The organism is Levilactobacillus senmaizukei DSM 21775 = NBRC 103853 (genome assembly GCF_001592085.1).
Taxonomy (GTDB): Bacteria; Bacillota; Bacilli; order Lactobacillales; family Lactobacillaceae; genus Levilactobacillus; species Levilactobacillus senmaizukei.
Genome location: NZ_BCWD01000005.1, coordinates 53,697 through 69,015, shown reverse-complemented (window position 1 = coordinate 69,015; position 15,319 = coordinate 53,697). Strand labels below are relative to the sequence as shown.

At 49.0% G+C, this 15,319-nt stretch carries 12 protein-coding genes and 1 other annotated feature; of the genes, 10 read left to right on the top strand and 2 right to left on the bottom strand.

Going from position 1 to position 15,319, the window contains the following annotated elements; genetic code table 11:
• Window positions 1-241 precede the first annotated feature (241 nt).
• The 9 genes from yaaA (at window position 242) to LSE01S_RS03015 (ending at window position 11,218) form a co-directional block, all read left to right on the top strand.
• Window positions 242-469, top strand: coding sequence for a S4 domain-containing protein YaaA (yaaA, locus tag LSE01S_RS03055; RefSeq protein ID WP_061776154.1), 228 nt, complete (start codon window positions 242-244; stop codon window positions 467-469).
• Window positions 469-1,620, top strand: coding sequence for a DNA replication/repair protein RecF (gene recF / locus LSE01S_RS03050; protein ID WP_061776153.1), 1,152 nt, complete (start codon window positions 469-471; stop codon window positions 1,618-1,620). The genes yaaA and recF overlap by 1 nt, the downstream gene beginning before the upstream one ends.
• Window positions 1,621-1,623: 3 nt before the next feature.
• Window positions 1,624-3,570, top strand: coding sequence for a DNA topoisomerase (ATP-hydrolyzing) subunit B (gene gyrB, locus LSE01S_RS03045; RefSeq protein ID WP_061776152.1), 1,947 nt, complete (start codon window positions 1,624-1,626; stop codon window positions 3,568-3,570).
• An 84-nt stretch (window positions 3,571-3,654) separates the two neighbouring features.
• A complete protein-coding gene (gene gyrA / locus LSE01S_RS03040) occupies window positions 3,655-6,135 on the top strand; it encodes a DNA gyrase subunit A (RefSeq protein WP_420843287.1) in 2,481 nt (826 codons plus the stop codon).
• A gap of 392 nt (window positions 6,136-6,527) precedes the next feature.
• The gene (locus LSE01S_RS03035; RefSeq protein ID WP_162257426.1) at window positions 6,528-8,651 is read left to right on the top strand and encodes a BspA family leucine-rich repeat surface protein; all 2,124 of its coding nucleotides are present in this window, start codon (window positions 6,528-6,530) and stop codon (window positions 8,649-8,651) included.
• A 423-nt stretch (window positions 8,652-9,074) separates the two neighbouring features.
• Window positions 9,075-9,371 (top strand): 30S ribosomal protein S6, encoded by a 297-nt coding sequence (gene rpsF / locus LSE01S_RS03030; protein WP_061776149.1) that lies wholly within the window; start codon window positions 9,075-9,077, stop codon window positions 9,369-9,371.
• A 32-nt stretch (window positions 9,372-9,403) separates the two neighbouring features.
• Window positions 9,404-9,985: a single-stranded DNA-binding protein gene (gene ssb / locus LSE01S_RS03025; protein ID WP_061776148.1), complete on the top strand. Its 582-nt coding sequence runs from the start codon at window positions 9,404-9,406 to the stop codon at window positions 9,983-9,985.
• 28 nt (window positions 9,986-10,013) lie between these two features.
• Complete coding sequence (gene rpsR / locus LSE01S_RS03020; RefSeq protein ID WP_011666824.1) at window positions 10,014-10,250, top strand: 30S ribosomal protein S18; 237 nt, start codon at window positions 10,014-10,016, stop codon at window positions 10,248-10,250.
• Between the two features lie 206 nt (window positions 10,251-10,456).
• Window positions 10,457-11,218 (top strand): SDR family oxidoreductase, encoded by a 762-nt coding sequence (locus tag LSE01S_RS03015; RefSeq protein ID WP_061776147.1) that lies wholly within the window; start codon window positions 10,457-10,459, stop codon window positions 11,216-11,218.
• A 69-nt stretch (window positions 11,219-11,287) separates the two neighbouring features.
• Here LSE01S_RS03015 and LSE01S_RS03010 read toward each other — a convergent pair whose 3' ends face one another.
• Complete coding sequence (locus LSE01S_RS03010; RefSeq protein WP_061776146.1) at window positions 11,288-12,472, bottom strand: metal-dependent hydrolase family protein; 1,185 nt, start codon at window positions 12,470-12,472, stop codon at window positions 11,288-11,290.
• 56 nt (window positions 12,473-12,528) lie between these two features.
• Window positions 12,529-14,130, bottom strand: coding sequence for a peptide ABC transporter substrate-binding protein (locus LSE01S_RS03005; protein WP_061776145.1), 1,602 nt, complete (start codon window positions 14,128-14,130; stop codon window positions 12,529-12,531).
• 70 nt (window positions 14,131-14,200) lie between these two features.
• Window positions 14,201-14,490, bottom strand: a binding site (T-box leader).
• 409 nt (window positions 14,491-14,899) lie between these two features.
• On the opposite strand from LSE01S_RS03005, the gene LSE01S_RS03000 reads away from it, so the two are divergent.
• On the top strand, window positions 14,900-15,247 hold the full coding sequence (locus LSE01S_RS03000) for a hypothetical protein (protein ID WP_061776144.1): 348 nt from the start codon (window positions 14,900-14,902) through the stop codon (window positions 15,245-15,247).
• Window positions 15,248-15,319 lie beyond the last annotated feature (72 nt).

Here is a 15,319-nt window from a genome sequence, read left to right as displayed (position 1 = left end):
ATTTTCACCGGTTTTCACGGCTTTTTGCTGGAGTTTCGTTTGAACCTGGATTATGAGATTAAAAATAGGGTTATTCGGCGAGAACGGCGCTATTTTTAAACCTGAGCAAATTTACCGGTCTTTTACCAAAAAACTCAAGAAATGGGTAGATCGGCTGAGAACGCAGAAATAAGGTAGTGCAACTGTACCTTTCACGCTAAAAGCGGTATAATAGTAGAGAAGAATATTAAGGGGTGAAATTGTGAAAAAAGATGTTTTCATTGAGACGCCCTACATTACTTTAGGCCAGATGCTCAAGGAAGAATCCATTATCAGTACTGGCGGTCAGGCTAAGTGGTACTTGCGGGAGAATACCGTAAATATCAATGATGAGCCGGACAACCGACGCGGTCGTAAGCTGTATCCTGGTGATAAGATTGCCGTCCCTGATGCCGGATTATTTTTTATACGCTCAAAGCAGGGTGAATAATGTATTTGCAAGAGTTGCAGCTGCAGCATTTTCGTAACTATACCGCCGCTAATCTCCGCTTTGGTCAGGGGATTAATGTTTTATTGGGAGAAAATGCGCAGGGGAAGACCAACCTTTTAGAAGCAATCTACGTTTTGGCGTTAACGCGGAGCCACCGGACAGCGAATGACCATGATTTGGTTAATTGGCAGACCAAGACCGCTAAGATTAGCGGACGAGTCGTCAAAGCCGCTGGGACGGTTCCGTTAGAGCTGACATTTTCGCGGCAGGGGAAACGAGCCAAGGTTAATCACCTGGAACAGGCCCGACTGTCACAATATGTTGGCCAGCTTAACGTCATTTTGTTTGCGCCAGAAGACCTGGCCATTGTGAAGGGGGCCCCCACGGTTCGTCGCCGATTCATGGATATGGAATTCGGTCAGATGAACCCGCGTTACCTTTACAATCTCAGCCAATACCGCACACTCTTGAAGCAACGAAATCGCTACTTAAAGGATCTGCAACACAAACAGAAGAAGGATTTACTTTTTCTGTCGGTGTTGTCGGACCAGTTGGCGGCCTACGGGGCAGAGATTATCGCGGCGCGGCTGGGCATGCTTAAAAAATTAGAGCACTGGGCCCAGGTGATTCACGGTGAGATTTCACAGGGCCGTGAAGAGCTGACCTTTCACTATGCGACGCAGGTCCCCGACGACCAGTTGACGGACCCACAGACCATTTGTGCAGCATTGACGGCACTCTACCAGAAACAACAAGAAAAAGAGTTGTATCAGGGGACGACGTTGGTTGGTCCGCACCGCGATGATCTACATTTTCAAGTTAATGGGAAGAACGTGCAGACGTTTGGTTCCCAGGGACAGCAGCGGACGACGGCGTTAAGTGTCAAGCTCGCCGAGATTGACTTGATGAAGGAAGAAACGGGTGAATATCCCGTGTTACTACTTGATGATGTGCTTTCGGAACTGGATGATGCCCGGCAGACACATTTGCTGACGGCTATTCAGGACAAGGTACAGACGTTTATTACTACCACGAGTCTAAGTGGCATTACTCGCCAGTTAATTAAAGATCCGACCATCTTCCAAATTACGGATGGTCAGGTGGTGGCGGATGGTGACAAAGGCTCTGGTGGCGCGACAAAGGAGGATTAGGCAGTGGCTGATTACGAACACGAAACTAAGGCGGAACAAGCCCGAGAATATGATGCCAGTCAAATCCAAGTCTTGGAAGGCTTGGAAGCGGTCCGGAAACGGCCCGGGATGTACATTGGCTCAACAAGTGCCCAAGGGCTTCACCACTTGGTCTGGGAAATTGTGGATAACGGGATCGACGAAGCCTTGGCTGGCTTTGCCAATGAGATTCACGTGACCGTGAACAAGGATAATAGTATCAGTGTGACCGACAATGGTCGGGGGATTCCAATTGACATTCAAAAGAAGACTGGGAAACCAGCCTTGGAAACCGTCTTTACGATCTTACACGCCGGGGGTAAATTCGGCGGTGGCGGTTACAAGGTTTCTGGTGGTCTGCATGGTGTGGGGGCGTCCGTAGTTAACGCGTTATCCACCGAGTTAGACGCCCAAGTCTATCGGCAAGGTAAGGAATACTCGATCACCTTTGAACGTGGGCATGTGACAGTACCGATGCACGTGACGAAGGAAGGCCTACCCATGGATCAACATGGGACGGCGGTGCACTTCCTGCCAGACCCAGATATCTTCCGGGAAACCACGACCTTTGATATTAAAACGTTAACCACACGGATCCGTGAGCTAGCCTTCTTGAACAAGGGCCTACGGATTACGATTCGTGACGAACGTCCCGAGAAGCCAACTGAGGATGATTTCCTCTACGAAGGCGGGATCCGGCACTACGTGGATTACTTAAATGAAAATAAAACGACTCTGTTTGAACCCCCAATCTACGTGGAAGGCAAGGAAAACGGGATTACGGTGGAAGTGGCCCTGCAATACACGGATGATTACCACAATAACCTGTTAACCTTTACCAACAACATCCATACCTACGAAGGTGGGACCCATGAGGAAGGGTTCAAGCGTGCCTTGACGCGGGTCGTTAACGACTATGCCCGTCAGAAGAAGCTGATGAAGGATAACGAGCCTAACCTGACCGGGGATGACGTTCGAGAAGGCTTGACGGCTGTGGTTTCGGTTAAGCATCCGGACCCACAATTCGAAGGACAAACCAAGACCAAGTTGGGGAACTCCGATGCCCGGACGGCGGTTGACCACACCTTTGCCGACCACTTCATGCGCTTCCTGATGGAACATCCGGACGTTGCGAAGAAGGTTGTCGATAAGGGGACTTTAGCCTCCAAGGCGCGGGTCGCTGCCAAGCGTGCTCGGGAAGTAACGCGGAAGAAGAGTGGGTTGGAAATTTCTAACCTGCCAGGTAAATTGGCCGATAACACGTCCAAGGACCCGGCGATTTCTGAGTTATTTATCGTCGAAGGGGATTCTGCCGGTGGTTCTGCTAAGCAGGGTCGTTCGCGGTTGACGCAAGCAATTCTCCCAATTCGAGGGAAGATCCTAAACGTTGAGAAGGCCTCCATGGACCGGATTCTGGCGAACGAAGAAATTCGTTCCCTCTTTACGGCTATGGGGACGGGATTCGGGGATGACTTTAACGTGGGTAAGGCCAATTATCACAAGCTGATCATCATGACCGATGCCGATGTCGATGGGGCCCACATTCGGACCCTGTTGCTGACCCTGATCTACCGTTATATGCGGCCCCTATTGGACGCTGGGTTTGTCTACATTGCTTGCCCACCGTTGTACCGGGTTCGCCAAGGGAAAATGCAACGTTACTTGGATAGCGACGAAGAATTGAAGGACTTATTGGGTCAATTACCACCAGCCCCTAAGCCACAAATCCAACGGTACAAAGGGTTGGGTGAAATGGATGCGGAACAACTGTGGGACACGACCATGAATCCAGAAAATCGGCGGCTTCTGCGGGTGGATGCCCAGGATGCCATCAATGCCGACCAGGTCTTCACCATGTTAATGGGGGACAAGGTTGCGCCACGGCGGGAATTCATTGAAGAGAACGCCACGTATGCCGATCTCGATGTTTAGTGAGTGCCAGGAAGAACGGAGGGTAAAAATTTGGCTGACCAAGATTATTTAAGTCGAATTACCGACGTTGACCTTTCACAAACGATGCGATCATCCTTCCTGGATTACGCAATGAGTGTGATTGTTCAACGGGCGTTACCGGACGTGCGGGATGGTTTGAAGCCAGTCCACCGCCGGATTTTATATGATATGCATGAACTGGGGATTACCCCTGATAAGCCATTCCGGAAGTCTGCTCGGATGGTTGGGGATGTCTTGGGGAAGTACCATCCTCACGGTGATTCCGCCGTGTATGAATCTATGGTACGGATGGCCCAAGACTTCTCCTACCGCTACATGTTGGTTGATGGTCACGGGAACTTTGGGTCCGTCGATGGTGACGGTGCCGCCGCCATGCGGTATACCGAAGCTCGTCTGAGTAAAATTGCCATGGAAATGCTGCGGGATATCAATAAAGATACGATTGATTTTCAAGATAACTATGATGGTTCCGAGCGGGAACCCGTTGTCTTGCCATCCCGGTTCCCTAACCTATTAGTTAACGGAGCTTCTGGGATTGCCGTCGGGATGGCCACGAACATTCCGCCACATAACCTGACGGAAGTTATCAGTGCCTTACACATCTTGATGGATAATCCAGATGCTACCTTGGCCGATCTGATGGAAGCCTTACCGGGACCCGATTTCCCTACTGGGGGTATCGTGATGGGTAAAGCCGCCATTCGTCGGGCTTACGAGACTGGTAAAGGGACCATCACGCTGCGGGCTAAGGTTGATATCGAAGAGGAAAAGAACGGCAAACAACGCATTGTGGCCACGGAAATTCCTTACATGGTTAACAAAGCTAGGTTGATCGAACGGATCGCTGAATTGGCTCGGGATAAACGGATCGAAGGGATCACCGATATTAACGATGAGACCGACCGGACTGGGATGCGGATCGTGATCGATGTTCGCCGTGACGCCAGTGCCGAAGTCATCCTGAACAACTTGTATAAGATGACCTTGATGCAGACATCCTTCGGGATTAATATGTTGGCCATCGTCAACGGTGCGCCTAAGGTCTTGGGCTTGAAGTCTATCTTGCAATATTACTTGGAATTCCAGTTGGAAGTTATTCGCCGGCGGACCGAGTTTGAATTGCGGAAGGCCCAAGCCCGGGCACACATCCTGGAAGGGTTGCGAATTGCCCTCGACCATATCGATGCCATCATTACCATCATCCGTGAGTCGCAGACCGCGGAAGTGGCTAAGAATGAATTGATGACGCGTTACAGCTTGTCGGATAAGCAATCGCAAGCCATTTTGGACATGCGGTTGGTTCGTCTGACCGGTTTGGAACGGGAAAAGGTCGAAAAAGAATATAACGATGTGATGGCTGCCATCAAGGATGATCAAGAAATCTTGGCCTCCAAGGAACGGCAACAAGCCATCATCTATCAAGAATTACTCGACATTCAAAACAAGTTTGGGGATGCTCGTCGGACCGAATTGATGGTCGGCGAAGTACTCAGCTTGGAAGATGAAGACCTAATCGCTGAAGAAGACGTCGTGATTTCCTTAACCCATAACGGTTATATCAAGCGGTTACCAACGTCCGAATTCAAGGCCCAAAACCGTGGTGGTAAAGGGGTCCAAGGGATGGGTGTCCACGATGATGACTTCATCGAGCACCTGGTGGCAACGTCGACGCATGACATGCTGTTGTTCTTCACCAATACTGGGAAGGTTTATCGCATGAAGGGGTATGAAATCCCTGAATACGGCCGGACCGCGAAGGGGATTCCGGTGATTAACTTACTGGGAATCAATAACAACGAGCACGTTCAAGCTGTCATCAACGTTTCCAACCCCGGGGAGAACCCCGACCGTGACCTGTTCTTTACCACGGTTCAAGGGACGGTCAAGCGGACACCAGTCGATGAGTTCGCCAACATTCGGAGTAATGGTCTCAAGGCCATTAGCCTGAAAGAAGACGATGAGTTGATGGGTGTAGACATCATCAATGATCAAGCCAACATCATCATCGGGACTCACTTGGGTTACGCCGTTAGCTTTGCGGCTCAAGATGTCCGGTCGATGGGTCGTTCCGCAACCGGTGTTCGGGGGATTCGTCTCCGGGACAATGATTACGTGATCGGTGCCAGTGTCTTGAAGCCTGATAGCCATGTGTTTGTCATTTCTGAAAAGGGTTATGGGAAGCAAACGGTTGCCACTGAATACCCAATCAAGGGTCGTGGTGGTAAAGGGATCAAGACGGTTAATGTGACGGCCAAGAATGGTCCGTTAGCTGGATTGACCACGGTCGATGGCGATGAGGACATCATGTTGGTGACCAACAAGGGTGTCATGATTCGTTTCAGCGTCGCCGATGTCTCCGAGACTGGTCGGTCAACCTTAGGGGTTCACCTGATTCGGTTGAACGATGACACTGCCGTTGCGACGATGGCAAAGGTGGCCAAGGAAGACGAAACAGATGGCGATGACACGACAGTGACTGATTCAGCCGCTACGAGTGAAGCTGCGCCTGCAGAGTCCGATACCGACGCCCCTAGCGAAGACTAAGTTTCAGTGAAATCAAGCAAAGACCGACTAGCCAATTTTGACTAATCGGCCTTTTTTGTGGGATCACCCAACGGTTTGAAGGCTTAGAGGGGTGAAATATTCCTTAAAATGGGTTATATAGTGGACAAATCGTTTGCTTCTTAGTCTTAAAAAATGAGGATTTCGTAATATGTCATAATTTATGCAAAGATTGTGCTAACCCAAGGCATAAAGCACGGGTAGCAATGATTGCTACAACACTAATTTAACGGTGTTTATTAAGCGAACAAACTAAAAATGTGAAAATGAATCAAATTAGTTGTTAATTGTTATATTTGTTGGACTTTCAGGGGGATAGAGACTATACTTTAGCCAGATATTGAGAAGTGTTACACATGGAAGGGGAATTCACCATGGATAAAAAGTTGAGGATGCTTTCAAAACAAAGGTTGACTACCTTAGTATTACTGGGATTAGTAACAGGTGTTGGGTACCAAATGGACAATGCCCACGCGGCAACCAACAGCGGAGACATTGACGCCAACACAGTGACTAAGACCGGAGAAAAGGCTAACGACACGCAAAGTAAACAAGTGGTTATCGGTGATGGTTCACAGTCACAATCTGATTTAGATAAGGCTGGGGCTATTAATGGATCAGTGGATAAGGGCACTGGTTCAGATGCCAACGATGGTTCTGATAGTTTAAATGATAATCAAGATAGCGGTGACAAATCTGGGGACAATGGTTCCACAGACGGTCCCGATGTTCATAAGAATGCCGGCGACAACGGTTCTACGAGTACTGATGACAAGGTTGACAACAACGGTGACAAAACCGGTGGGTCAACTGTTGTCAGCGACACAACGGCTAAGTTCAATCGAGGAAACTTATTGAGAGCTGCCGATGTGCCAGTTGCCCCGACGATTGTTGATTCTGGGGTTGCCGGTACCAGCAAGTGGACCAAGGATAGTAATGGGGTTATGACCATTTATGGTGGTAATTTCCAAAGCATGGGCACTTGGGCAAGTATCAACAAGGTGGTCTTTGCCTTGAGTGATACCGGCCAAAAGGTTGTTTTGCCAAAGTATGCCATGAATCTATTTCAAAATTGGTTTAACATCACTGAATATGATGGTCTGGAAAATGTCGATGCTAGCAATGTTGTGATGATGAACAATATGTTCTCAGGCAACACCTCGTTAAAGAGTATCGACCTGAGCAGCTGGGACATGAGCAATGTGACCTCGATGACTAGCATGTTTAGTGGCGGGTACAACGATGGTACAGGTCTCAAAACAATGCAATTACAAAGTGTCAAGTTGGGTTCGACGACTGGTAAGGTCACGGATATGTCGATGATGTTCAGTGGCGATCAGGACCTGAGCGATGTCGATGCGGCCGACTGGAACGTGGATAGCCTACAAAGTGCCGATGCGCTCTTCAGAGAAACAGCAATTGGCAGTCTGGACTTAAGTGGCTGGAACACCAGCAAGTTAACGTCAATGAACAGCACGTTTGCCGAAATGCCAAACGTGACGAGTATCAACGTGGCTGACTGGGATACGTCGAAGGTTAACAACTTGGTTCAAGCCTTCCAAGGCGATCCAAAGTTGTCAGACCTGGATGTTAGCAAGTGGGACGTTTCCAGTTCTAAGCAATTTGGGTCACTCTTCGATGGTGATGCTTCATTGGCAACGATCGATTTGAGCAACTGGCACCCAATGCCAATTGCCTACATGATCTGGGCCTTCAGAAACAATTCGGCCTTAACGAAGTTGGATCTTTCTAACTTTGATTTGTCTGGCGACCAAGGGATTTCGATTAAGGAAGCCTTGTCAGGCGATACGAACTTAAAGGAACTTATCTTAGGACCAAACACTAAGCTGGGTGATGCTGACTACGATGCTGGTCTCCCTGACATTCCAAAGACCGACGTTTACACAGGACTCTGGCAAGCCGTTGGGACCGGTACGGTGGACAAGCCGGCCGGAGCAACCTTTACGAGTGCGCAATTGAACACTGCTTACGATGGTGCTACCATGGCCGACACTTACGTTTGGCAAAAGGTACCATCCGCAACGACCGGCGGTGGTGACACTGGTAATACTGGCAACACGGGTAACAATGGCGGTGGCACGACTACACCAACAACCGATCCTTCAGAGGGCGGCAATGGCGCAACGGTTGACCCAGGAACACCAGTTGTTAAGCCAACGACACCGGCCAAGAAGCCCGCTGTCACGTCTAAGGGCCATGCCGGCGACAAGAAGACCAGTGCGACTGGCAAGGCGGTGACGCTGAATAACGGCGGAGCTGCTGCGAAGGTCACGAGTACCACGAATGCCGCAAAGCCACTGGCAATCCACGCCAGTGCCAACGTCAAGAAGACCGCGGCTAACGACCAAAGTAAGTCACAATTGGCTGCAACAGTTTTACCACAAACTGGTGAACAAAGGACCAGTTGGTTGGCTGTGATTGCCGGTGCTCTGAGCCTCGGGTTCTTGGGGTTGAACTGGTTTAAGCGTCAAAACTAATAAAATTGACTAAATGGAACCGCTCAGTTAGGCTGAGCGGTTTTTGTATTGGATATTAGAGGAAGAAAGACGCGTTCTGAGACGTTCTAACGTCAATACCGATAAGGAGAAATGATTCTCCTGAACAGCTTGGTGCGGCTGTCGGTAAGCCATAGCATGGCTGTAAAGGCCATTGATGACGGTTAGTTGACCGAGTCAATGTGTCGGAAGGTATGGAAAAAGATTGAATTTGCAAAAATAACCGGGACCGACCAACGGAGCTAACTGGTGTAACGTAAGCAGCATTCATCGGTCGGCCCCGATTTGCTTAAAGTATCAGGATATGCTATACTACTAGCTTGTGAGTATCTGGCTTACGCTAGTGTCTCTCCTTGCTTCCGCATTGCAGCGGGGGCCTGAAGTCCATAAGGAGGTGTAACATTCATGGAAACTACTAAATACGAAATCACCTACATCATTCGTCCAGACCTTGACGATGCTGCGAAGACCGCTCTGGTTGAACGCTTCGACAAGTTACTGACTGATAACGGTGCAGAATTGATCAACTCGAAAGACTGGTCAAAGCGTCGGTTCGCATACGAAATTGGTGGCTTTAACGAAGGTATCTACCATATCGATATGGTAAATGCTACCGATGACGCAGCTTTAAACGAATTCGACCGTTTAGCTAAGATCAATGACAGTATCTTACGTCACATGATCGTTAAGCGCGAAGACTAATTTAAACTTAATTTGAGAGGAGTTATTCAGCAATGATCAACCGAGTAGTACTTACTGGCCGACTGACACGGGATGTTGACTTACGCTACACCCAAGGCGGTGCTGCTGTTGCCACCTTTACGTTGGCCGTTGATCGGCGGTTCACCAACCAACAAGGTGAACGGGAAGCTGATTTCGTAAGTTGTGTCATCTGGCGCAAAGCCGCGGAAAACTTTGCGAACTTCATGCACAAGGGTTCCCTTGTGGGGATTGAAGGTCGGATTCAGACCCGGAATTACGAAAATCAGCAAGGCCAACGTGTTTACGTGACCGAAGTTGTCGTCGAGAACTTTTCGTTCTTGGAACCACGCTCGAGCAATCGCAGTGCGGGTGGCAACGCCGGTGGTAATTACAACGCTGGTTCCACGAATAATGCTCCTCAGGCTCCAAATCAGAATCAGAATGACAATCCATTTATGAGTGGTAATCCGGCGCCTGCTTCCAGTGCAGCACCGACTACGAATAATAATCCTGCAGGTGGCAACCAAGGAAATGCTGGGAACAATAACTCGGCCGATCCGTTTGCTAACTCCGGTGATTCGATTGACATTTCAGACGATGATTTACCGTTCTAATCACTAAATAACGAGGAGGGAATTTCTCATGGCAGGACAACGTCGTGGCGGCCGTCGCCGTCGTAAGGTTGACTTTATTGCAGCCAACCACATCGAATACATTGATTACAAAGACACTGACTTATTACGTCGGTTTATCTCCGAACGGGGTAAGATTTTACCTCGCCGGGTTACTGGCACTAGTGCCAAGAACCAACGTAAGTTAACGATCGCTATCAAGCGTTCACGGATCATGGGCTTAATGCCATTCGTAAGCGAAGAGTAGTCATCATGAAGACCAACCACAATGTGGCTGGTCTTTTTTTTATACGCTTTTTGGGAGGAGCTTGTCGACGGGAATGGCGAGGATTCAAGTCTTTTTGTGCACTAATGAGCAAAAAACTTGCAAATTTGAAATGATTCGCTACGTTGAAAGCGATTACGGTCCATGCTACATTGTGGTTAATTCTAAAACCATGGAGGCGTGTGAACATGACAAAGAAGCTTGACGGTAAAGTTGCGATTGTGACGGGTGCGGCATCCGGGATGGGTAAAGCGATTGCCGAACTCTACGCGGCAGAAGGGGCCAAGGTTGTGGCCGCGGACTTTGATGCCGATAGTCTGAAAGTGGTGGTCGACGGTATTAAGGCGGCCGATGGCACGGTCAGCGCTGTGGTGACCGATATGTCCAAGAGCGAAGATATTGCGAACATGGTGGACTTTGCGGTGAAGACCTATGACACGATTGATATTCTGGTCAATAATGCCGGTATTATGGATAATTTCAAGACGGTGGCAACGGCTGATAAGGATCTATGGGATCGAATTATGGCAGTTAACCTGACGGGGCCGTTTTTAGCCATCCATGATGCCGTTAAGATTATGCAAGGGAACCCTAGCGGCGGGGTTATCGTGAACAATGCTTCGATTGGGGGCCTCGGGGGTTCCTGGGGTGGTGCGGCCTACGTGGCTTCGAAGCATGGTCTGGTTGGGCTAACACAAAATATCGCGGCAACCTTAGGGATGTTCAGTAATATTCGGGCTAACGCGATTGCCCCAGGTGGTGTGAATACCAATATTGCTAAAACGTTGACCGACATCGATCCCATGGGAATCAAGGCGACCGGTGATCCTAGCAACAATCCGATGGGTGAACCCGAAGATATTGCCAAGTTGGCTTTGTTCTTAGGGTCGGACGATTCGAAGTTTATTAATGGCACGACGGTGACCGCCGATGGTGGAGTCACTGCCTAAATAAAGATCAAAAAACAATGCGCCAGCACTGGGGGTCGGATCCCATGCTGACGCATTGTTTTTTTAGACTTAGAACTCGCGGTGCCCACCCAGGTAAACTTGCTTGTCTTCCTGGACCACGTTGGCCGTATCGGCCAGAGGATCTTTCTTCAAGACTTGGAAATCGGCGAACTTGCCAACTTCCAAGGTGCCATATTCATCGGCAACTCCCAACAACTTAGGGGAGTTCAGGGTCGAGCATTGGTAGGCTTCGGCATTGGTCATCCCCAGCTTGGTTAAGAGGCCAAATTCTTCGGGTGTCTTATCGAAGCCGTTGTATGGGGTCCCCGCATCAGTTCCACAGGTGAACTTGACGCCCAGCTTGAATGCACGTCGCATATTGACGTAGGTGTCGTCCAAGGCATCGGCCGCCTTCTTGACTTCCCAATCGGGTAGGTCACCATTACCGTATTCGGGGATTACCCATTCGGCGATGAGCGTTGGCGTCAGGTAGGTGCCTTGCTTAACCATTTGTTTTGCCTCGGCTTCATTGACGTAGAAACCATGTTCGACGGAGTCTACGCCGGCATCGAGGGCATTTTGGATCCCAGGATTCCCTTCGGCATGGGCGGCAACCACGCGGCGCTTGTGGTGGGCCTCTTCAACGGCGACATGCATTTCGGCGACCGATAGTTGGGCGTCCTCCATGAAGTCATTAGGCGTCATGACACCACCAGTTGCCATAACCTTCACGCTTTCGGCGCCATTTTTAAATGCTGTCCGCACGGCTTTGCGCATTTCATCGGGAGAATCCACGGCATGACCACCGTGAGGGGAGTCCCCGTGGCCACCGGTCATTGAGAAGGCCTTGCCGGAGGTTAACATCCGCGGCGTATGTGACAATTGACCGGATTTTTGCAGCCGCTTGAGCTTCACGTCGACGTCGTATTCGTTACCACAGCCCCGGGTGTAGGTTACCCCGGACTTGAGCAATGCTTGCAGGTTCGTCCAGGCCATGACGGCGGTTTCTGATTCGGACTTGTCGTCGCCGTTTGGCTTCTGGGGATTAGCGGAAACGTGGGTATGGACGTTGAAGAAGCCGGGCATGACATACTGACCATCTAAGTCTACCTGTTCGTCCGTCTGAGCGGGCGTTCCTTGGCCACGGTCGACGAGTTTCCCCGTGTCTGTGTCGACGGTAAACCAGGCGTTGGCTTGGTTTTGGTCATTGGTACCATCAAAAAGGGTAAAATTGAAGAATGTTTTTTTAGTCATATAAATGTCCTCCTATAATTAGTGTTTCGAGTTTAAATTCAGATCTTGGTTGCAGGCTATTTCCAGTAGGCGTATTGGTATTTGGCGGTGTGAACCAGGTTGTATTTCAAACCACCGACCTTGCTGCTAACTAAATTGGCTTGTGAAGGTTGGTAAAGTGGTAAGTAACCTTTGACTTCCATTAACCGCTTGTCGGCGGAAACTAAGCCATCATAACGGGCTTGGCCCGTCTTATTGTTAGCGGAAGCAAGTAGCTGGTTGAATTGATCATCATTCCAACCGGTGAAGTTAACCGTGTTGGACTTGGCTGCTAATCCCAGGTAATCGCCGGAGTCTAACCAGCTTGAGGACCAGCCCGTTAAGTTAAGTTCAAACGTGCCCGCGAAGTCACGCGCCACGTGTTGGGCATGGGGGATTGAGGTGACGGTAACGGTCAGTCCCTTGAAGTTCTTTTCCATAACCGATTGCATGTAGGTGCCCACGTGTTTGTCATCATCCGTATCGTCGGTTAGGAGATTCAGAGTGACTTTAGATTTTCCGGTTTCCTTTAAGTATTTCTGCCAATAGGCTTTGGCCTTGGTGACGTCGTGTGGTAAGAGATTCCCAACTTCGGTGGCCATATCCTTGCCAGTCTTGGGATTGACTTGATCACCACGCGGTACGGCACTCAGCGCGGGCTTAGAACCATCTTGGAGGACTTTGCTAGTTAATTGTTGCCGGTCGACAACATAGGAGACCGCCTGGCGCAAATTTTCCGAATTCGTGGACTTCTTTTTACTATTAACATAGAGATATTGGAGTCGGCCTAACAAATGGGTGTGGAGTTGCTTGTCATTGCCGTTTGACCGAACATATTGACTGCTGACCGTGGTCTCCTGGACATTGTCGCTCTTGAAGAGATTGGCCGCCGTACTTTCATCCTTGGTAACGTTGACGTTAACTTTTTTGATCTTAACGTTCTTGGTATCCCAATAGTGAGGATTCTTGACGTAGTTCCAGGTAGAATTGCTCCCGGTCCAGCCGGTTAGCTTGTAGGCCCCGTTGTTGACCGTCTTGGCGGCGCTGGTTCCATACTTGGCGCCGTATTTCTTAACGGCTGCGGTGTTTAAAGGATAATATTCAGCGACTAGGTCATCGAAGTAAGGTACGGCCTGGTTTAATTGAAATTGAACCTTGGTTTTGCTGAGGGCCTTGACCCCTAACTTGTCGGGTGAGACTTTGCCGGCTTGGACGGCATCGTAATTCTTAAAGGCCGAGAGGAGGTTGGCGTACTGGGCCTTGGTCTTCGGGTCCACCCAACGTTGCAAAGAAGTCACAAAGTCTTGGGCGGTCACTTGCTGACCGTTGGCCCATTTGGCATTCTTTTTTAGGTTAAAGGTATAAGTCTTTCCGTTGTTCGTTGGTTTGACCACCTTAGTGGCCACCCCGGCGACAACCTTGCCATCCTTGTTATAGGTATAGAGGCCTTCCATCGTTTGGGAAATAACGCTCCCACTGTTGGTGTCAGTCGACTTGTTAGGGTCGGCGGTGGCGGGTTCACTGGCCAGTGTGACATTGAGCGTACGGTTCTTGTTGGTACTACCGGACGCTTGACCACAGGCGCTGAGAGATAATAGTAATAATACTGACATGGGCGCTGCCCAAACAAAATGTTTCATGTGAAACAACCTCCTAGATTCAATTGATTAGCAGAGAAAATAAAAAGCACCCCTACAGAAAATGATTCTCTGTAAGGGTGCTGTTCGCACGGTACCACCTTAGTTTTTGCTACTCAAAAAGTAGCCTCATCTATGAACGGCGGGCTCCTAGAGGACAAGCCCCAAAAGCTAGGAACATTTGGGAAATGACCACTCCCGCGATTCACTGCATTGATAACGGATGCTCCCGGTATAAACTTACTTGGATTTCAGCTAACAGCTCCGAAGGGATGTTCGTGGTAGGGACCTTGACCCGCTTGCACTTGACCGGGTTCGCTAACAAGTTCGTCCACCACTACTGGACTTCATCATCACTTTTTAATTTTCTAATCAATTGTTAATAATTGCTAGTTTAGCACCGAAATTAAGTTTGTCAACGATTTTTCTGAAATTAATGACTGGGTTGAGCAAAAATGAAAGCAAAAGTGTGATGACCAAACCAAGGCTAAGTCATTGGTAGCTTTGGTTTAGAAGTCGTTGCCGACAGGAATAATGGACTTGAAAAATAATTTAGTATTATTTTAGGTGAGGTGGAAGGGGCTAGGTTATATCGAGTGGTGATGGGGGAATCGGCGGCCGATAATGAAGAAAGTTGGAAATAAAGGGTCATTCAGCTACAGTAGCCCAATATATGATTGAAAATGAATAAATATTAATAAAAGTTCGTCAATATTGATTTTTTAGTACTTTATCAGTATTCTTAATAATAGGAATACCGAGGGGTGAAGAGATGAGACAGCAACGACGGATATGGTGGTGTGGCGGTTTAGCAGCGGGATTACTGGTCTTGGCATGGGGCACAACGACCTTAGGCACGACCAGTCCACAGGGAGCCGTTCGGCGTAAAATCGTGTTAGATGGCCATCCGATTATGGCTATGCAGACACATCCCCAGGGGATTAAGGCTCAGATGCCATACTTAATTGAAGGACGACATGGTGTTAGTCGGCGTGAATTCACTCATTACCTGATTCAACCAGGTTACACTTCTAGTGATAGTTCCTTTACGGTTCGTGAATTTGCTGTGCGGCGGGTGCATGGGCGTTACCATGCTTATCATGTTATACCGGAGGCTTAACCCGGGTTATATTAAATGAAAAGCCAGTGCCAGCCTAATTTTGATTAGGTTGACGCTGGACTTTTTTATACA

What these genes read in the sequence shown, in the direction of transcription:
- rpsR (WP_011666824.1), top strand. Translation starts at nt 10,014, where the DNA reads ATGGCAGGACAACGTCGTGGCGGCCGTCGCCGTCGTAAGGTTGACTTT.
- LSE01S_RS03005 (WP_061776145.1), bottom strand. Translation starts at nt 14,130, where the DNA reads ATGAAACATTTTGTTTGGGCAGCGCCCATGTCAGTATTATTACTATTA.
- gyrA (WP_420843287.1), top strand. Translation starts at nt 3,655, where the DNA reads ATGCGATCATCCTTCCTGGATTACGCAATGAGTGTGATTGTTCAACGG.
- rpsF (WP_061776149.1), top strand. Translation starts at nt 9,075, where the DNA reads ATGGAAACTACTAAATACGAAATCACCTACATCATTCGTCCAGACCTT.
- LSE01S_RS03035 (WP_162257426.1), top strand. Translation starts at nt 6,528, where the DNA reads ATGGATAAAAAGTTGAGGATGCTTTCAAAACAAAGGTTGACTACCTTA.
- recF (WP_061776153.1), top strand. Translation starts at nt 469, where the DNA reads ATGTATTTGCAAGAGTTGCAGCTGCAGCATTTTCGTAACTATACCGCC.
- LSE01S_RS03000 (WP_061776144.1), top strand. Translation starts at nt 14,900, where the DNA reads ATGAGACAGCAACGACGGATATGGTGGTGTGGCGGTTTAGCAGCGGGA.
- LSE01S_RS03015 (WP_061776147.1), top strand. Translation starts at nt 10,457, where the DNA reads ATGACAAAGAAGCTTGACGGTAAAGTTGCGATTGTGACGGGTGCGGCA.
- ssb (WP_061776148.1), top strand. Translation starts at nt 9,404, where the DNA reads ATGATCAACCGAGTAGTACTTACTGGCCGACTGACACGGGATGTTGAC.
- LSE01S_RS03010 (WP_061776146.1), bottom strand. Translation starts at nt 12,472, where the DNA reads ATGACTAAAAAAACATTCTTCAATTTTACCCTTTTTGATGGTACCAAT.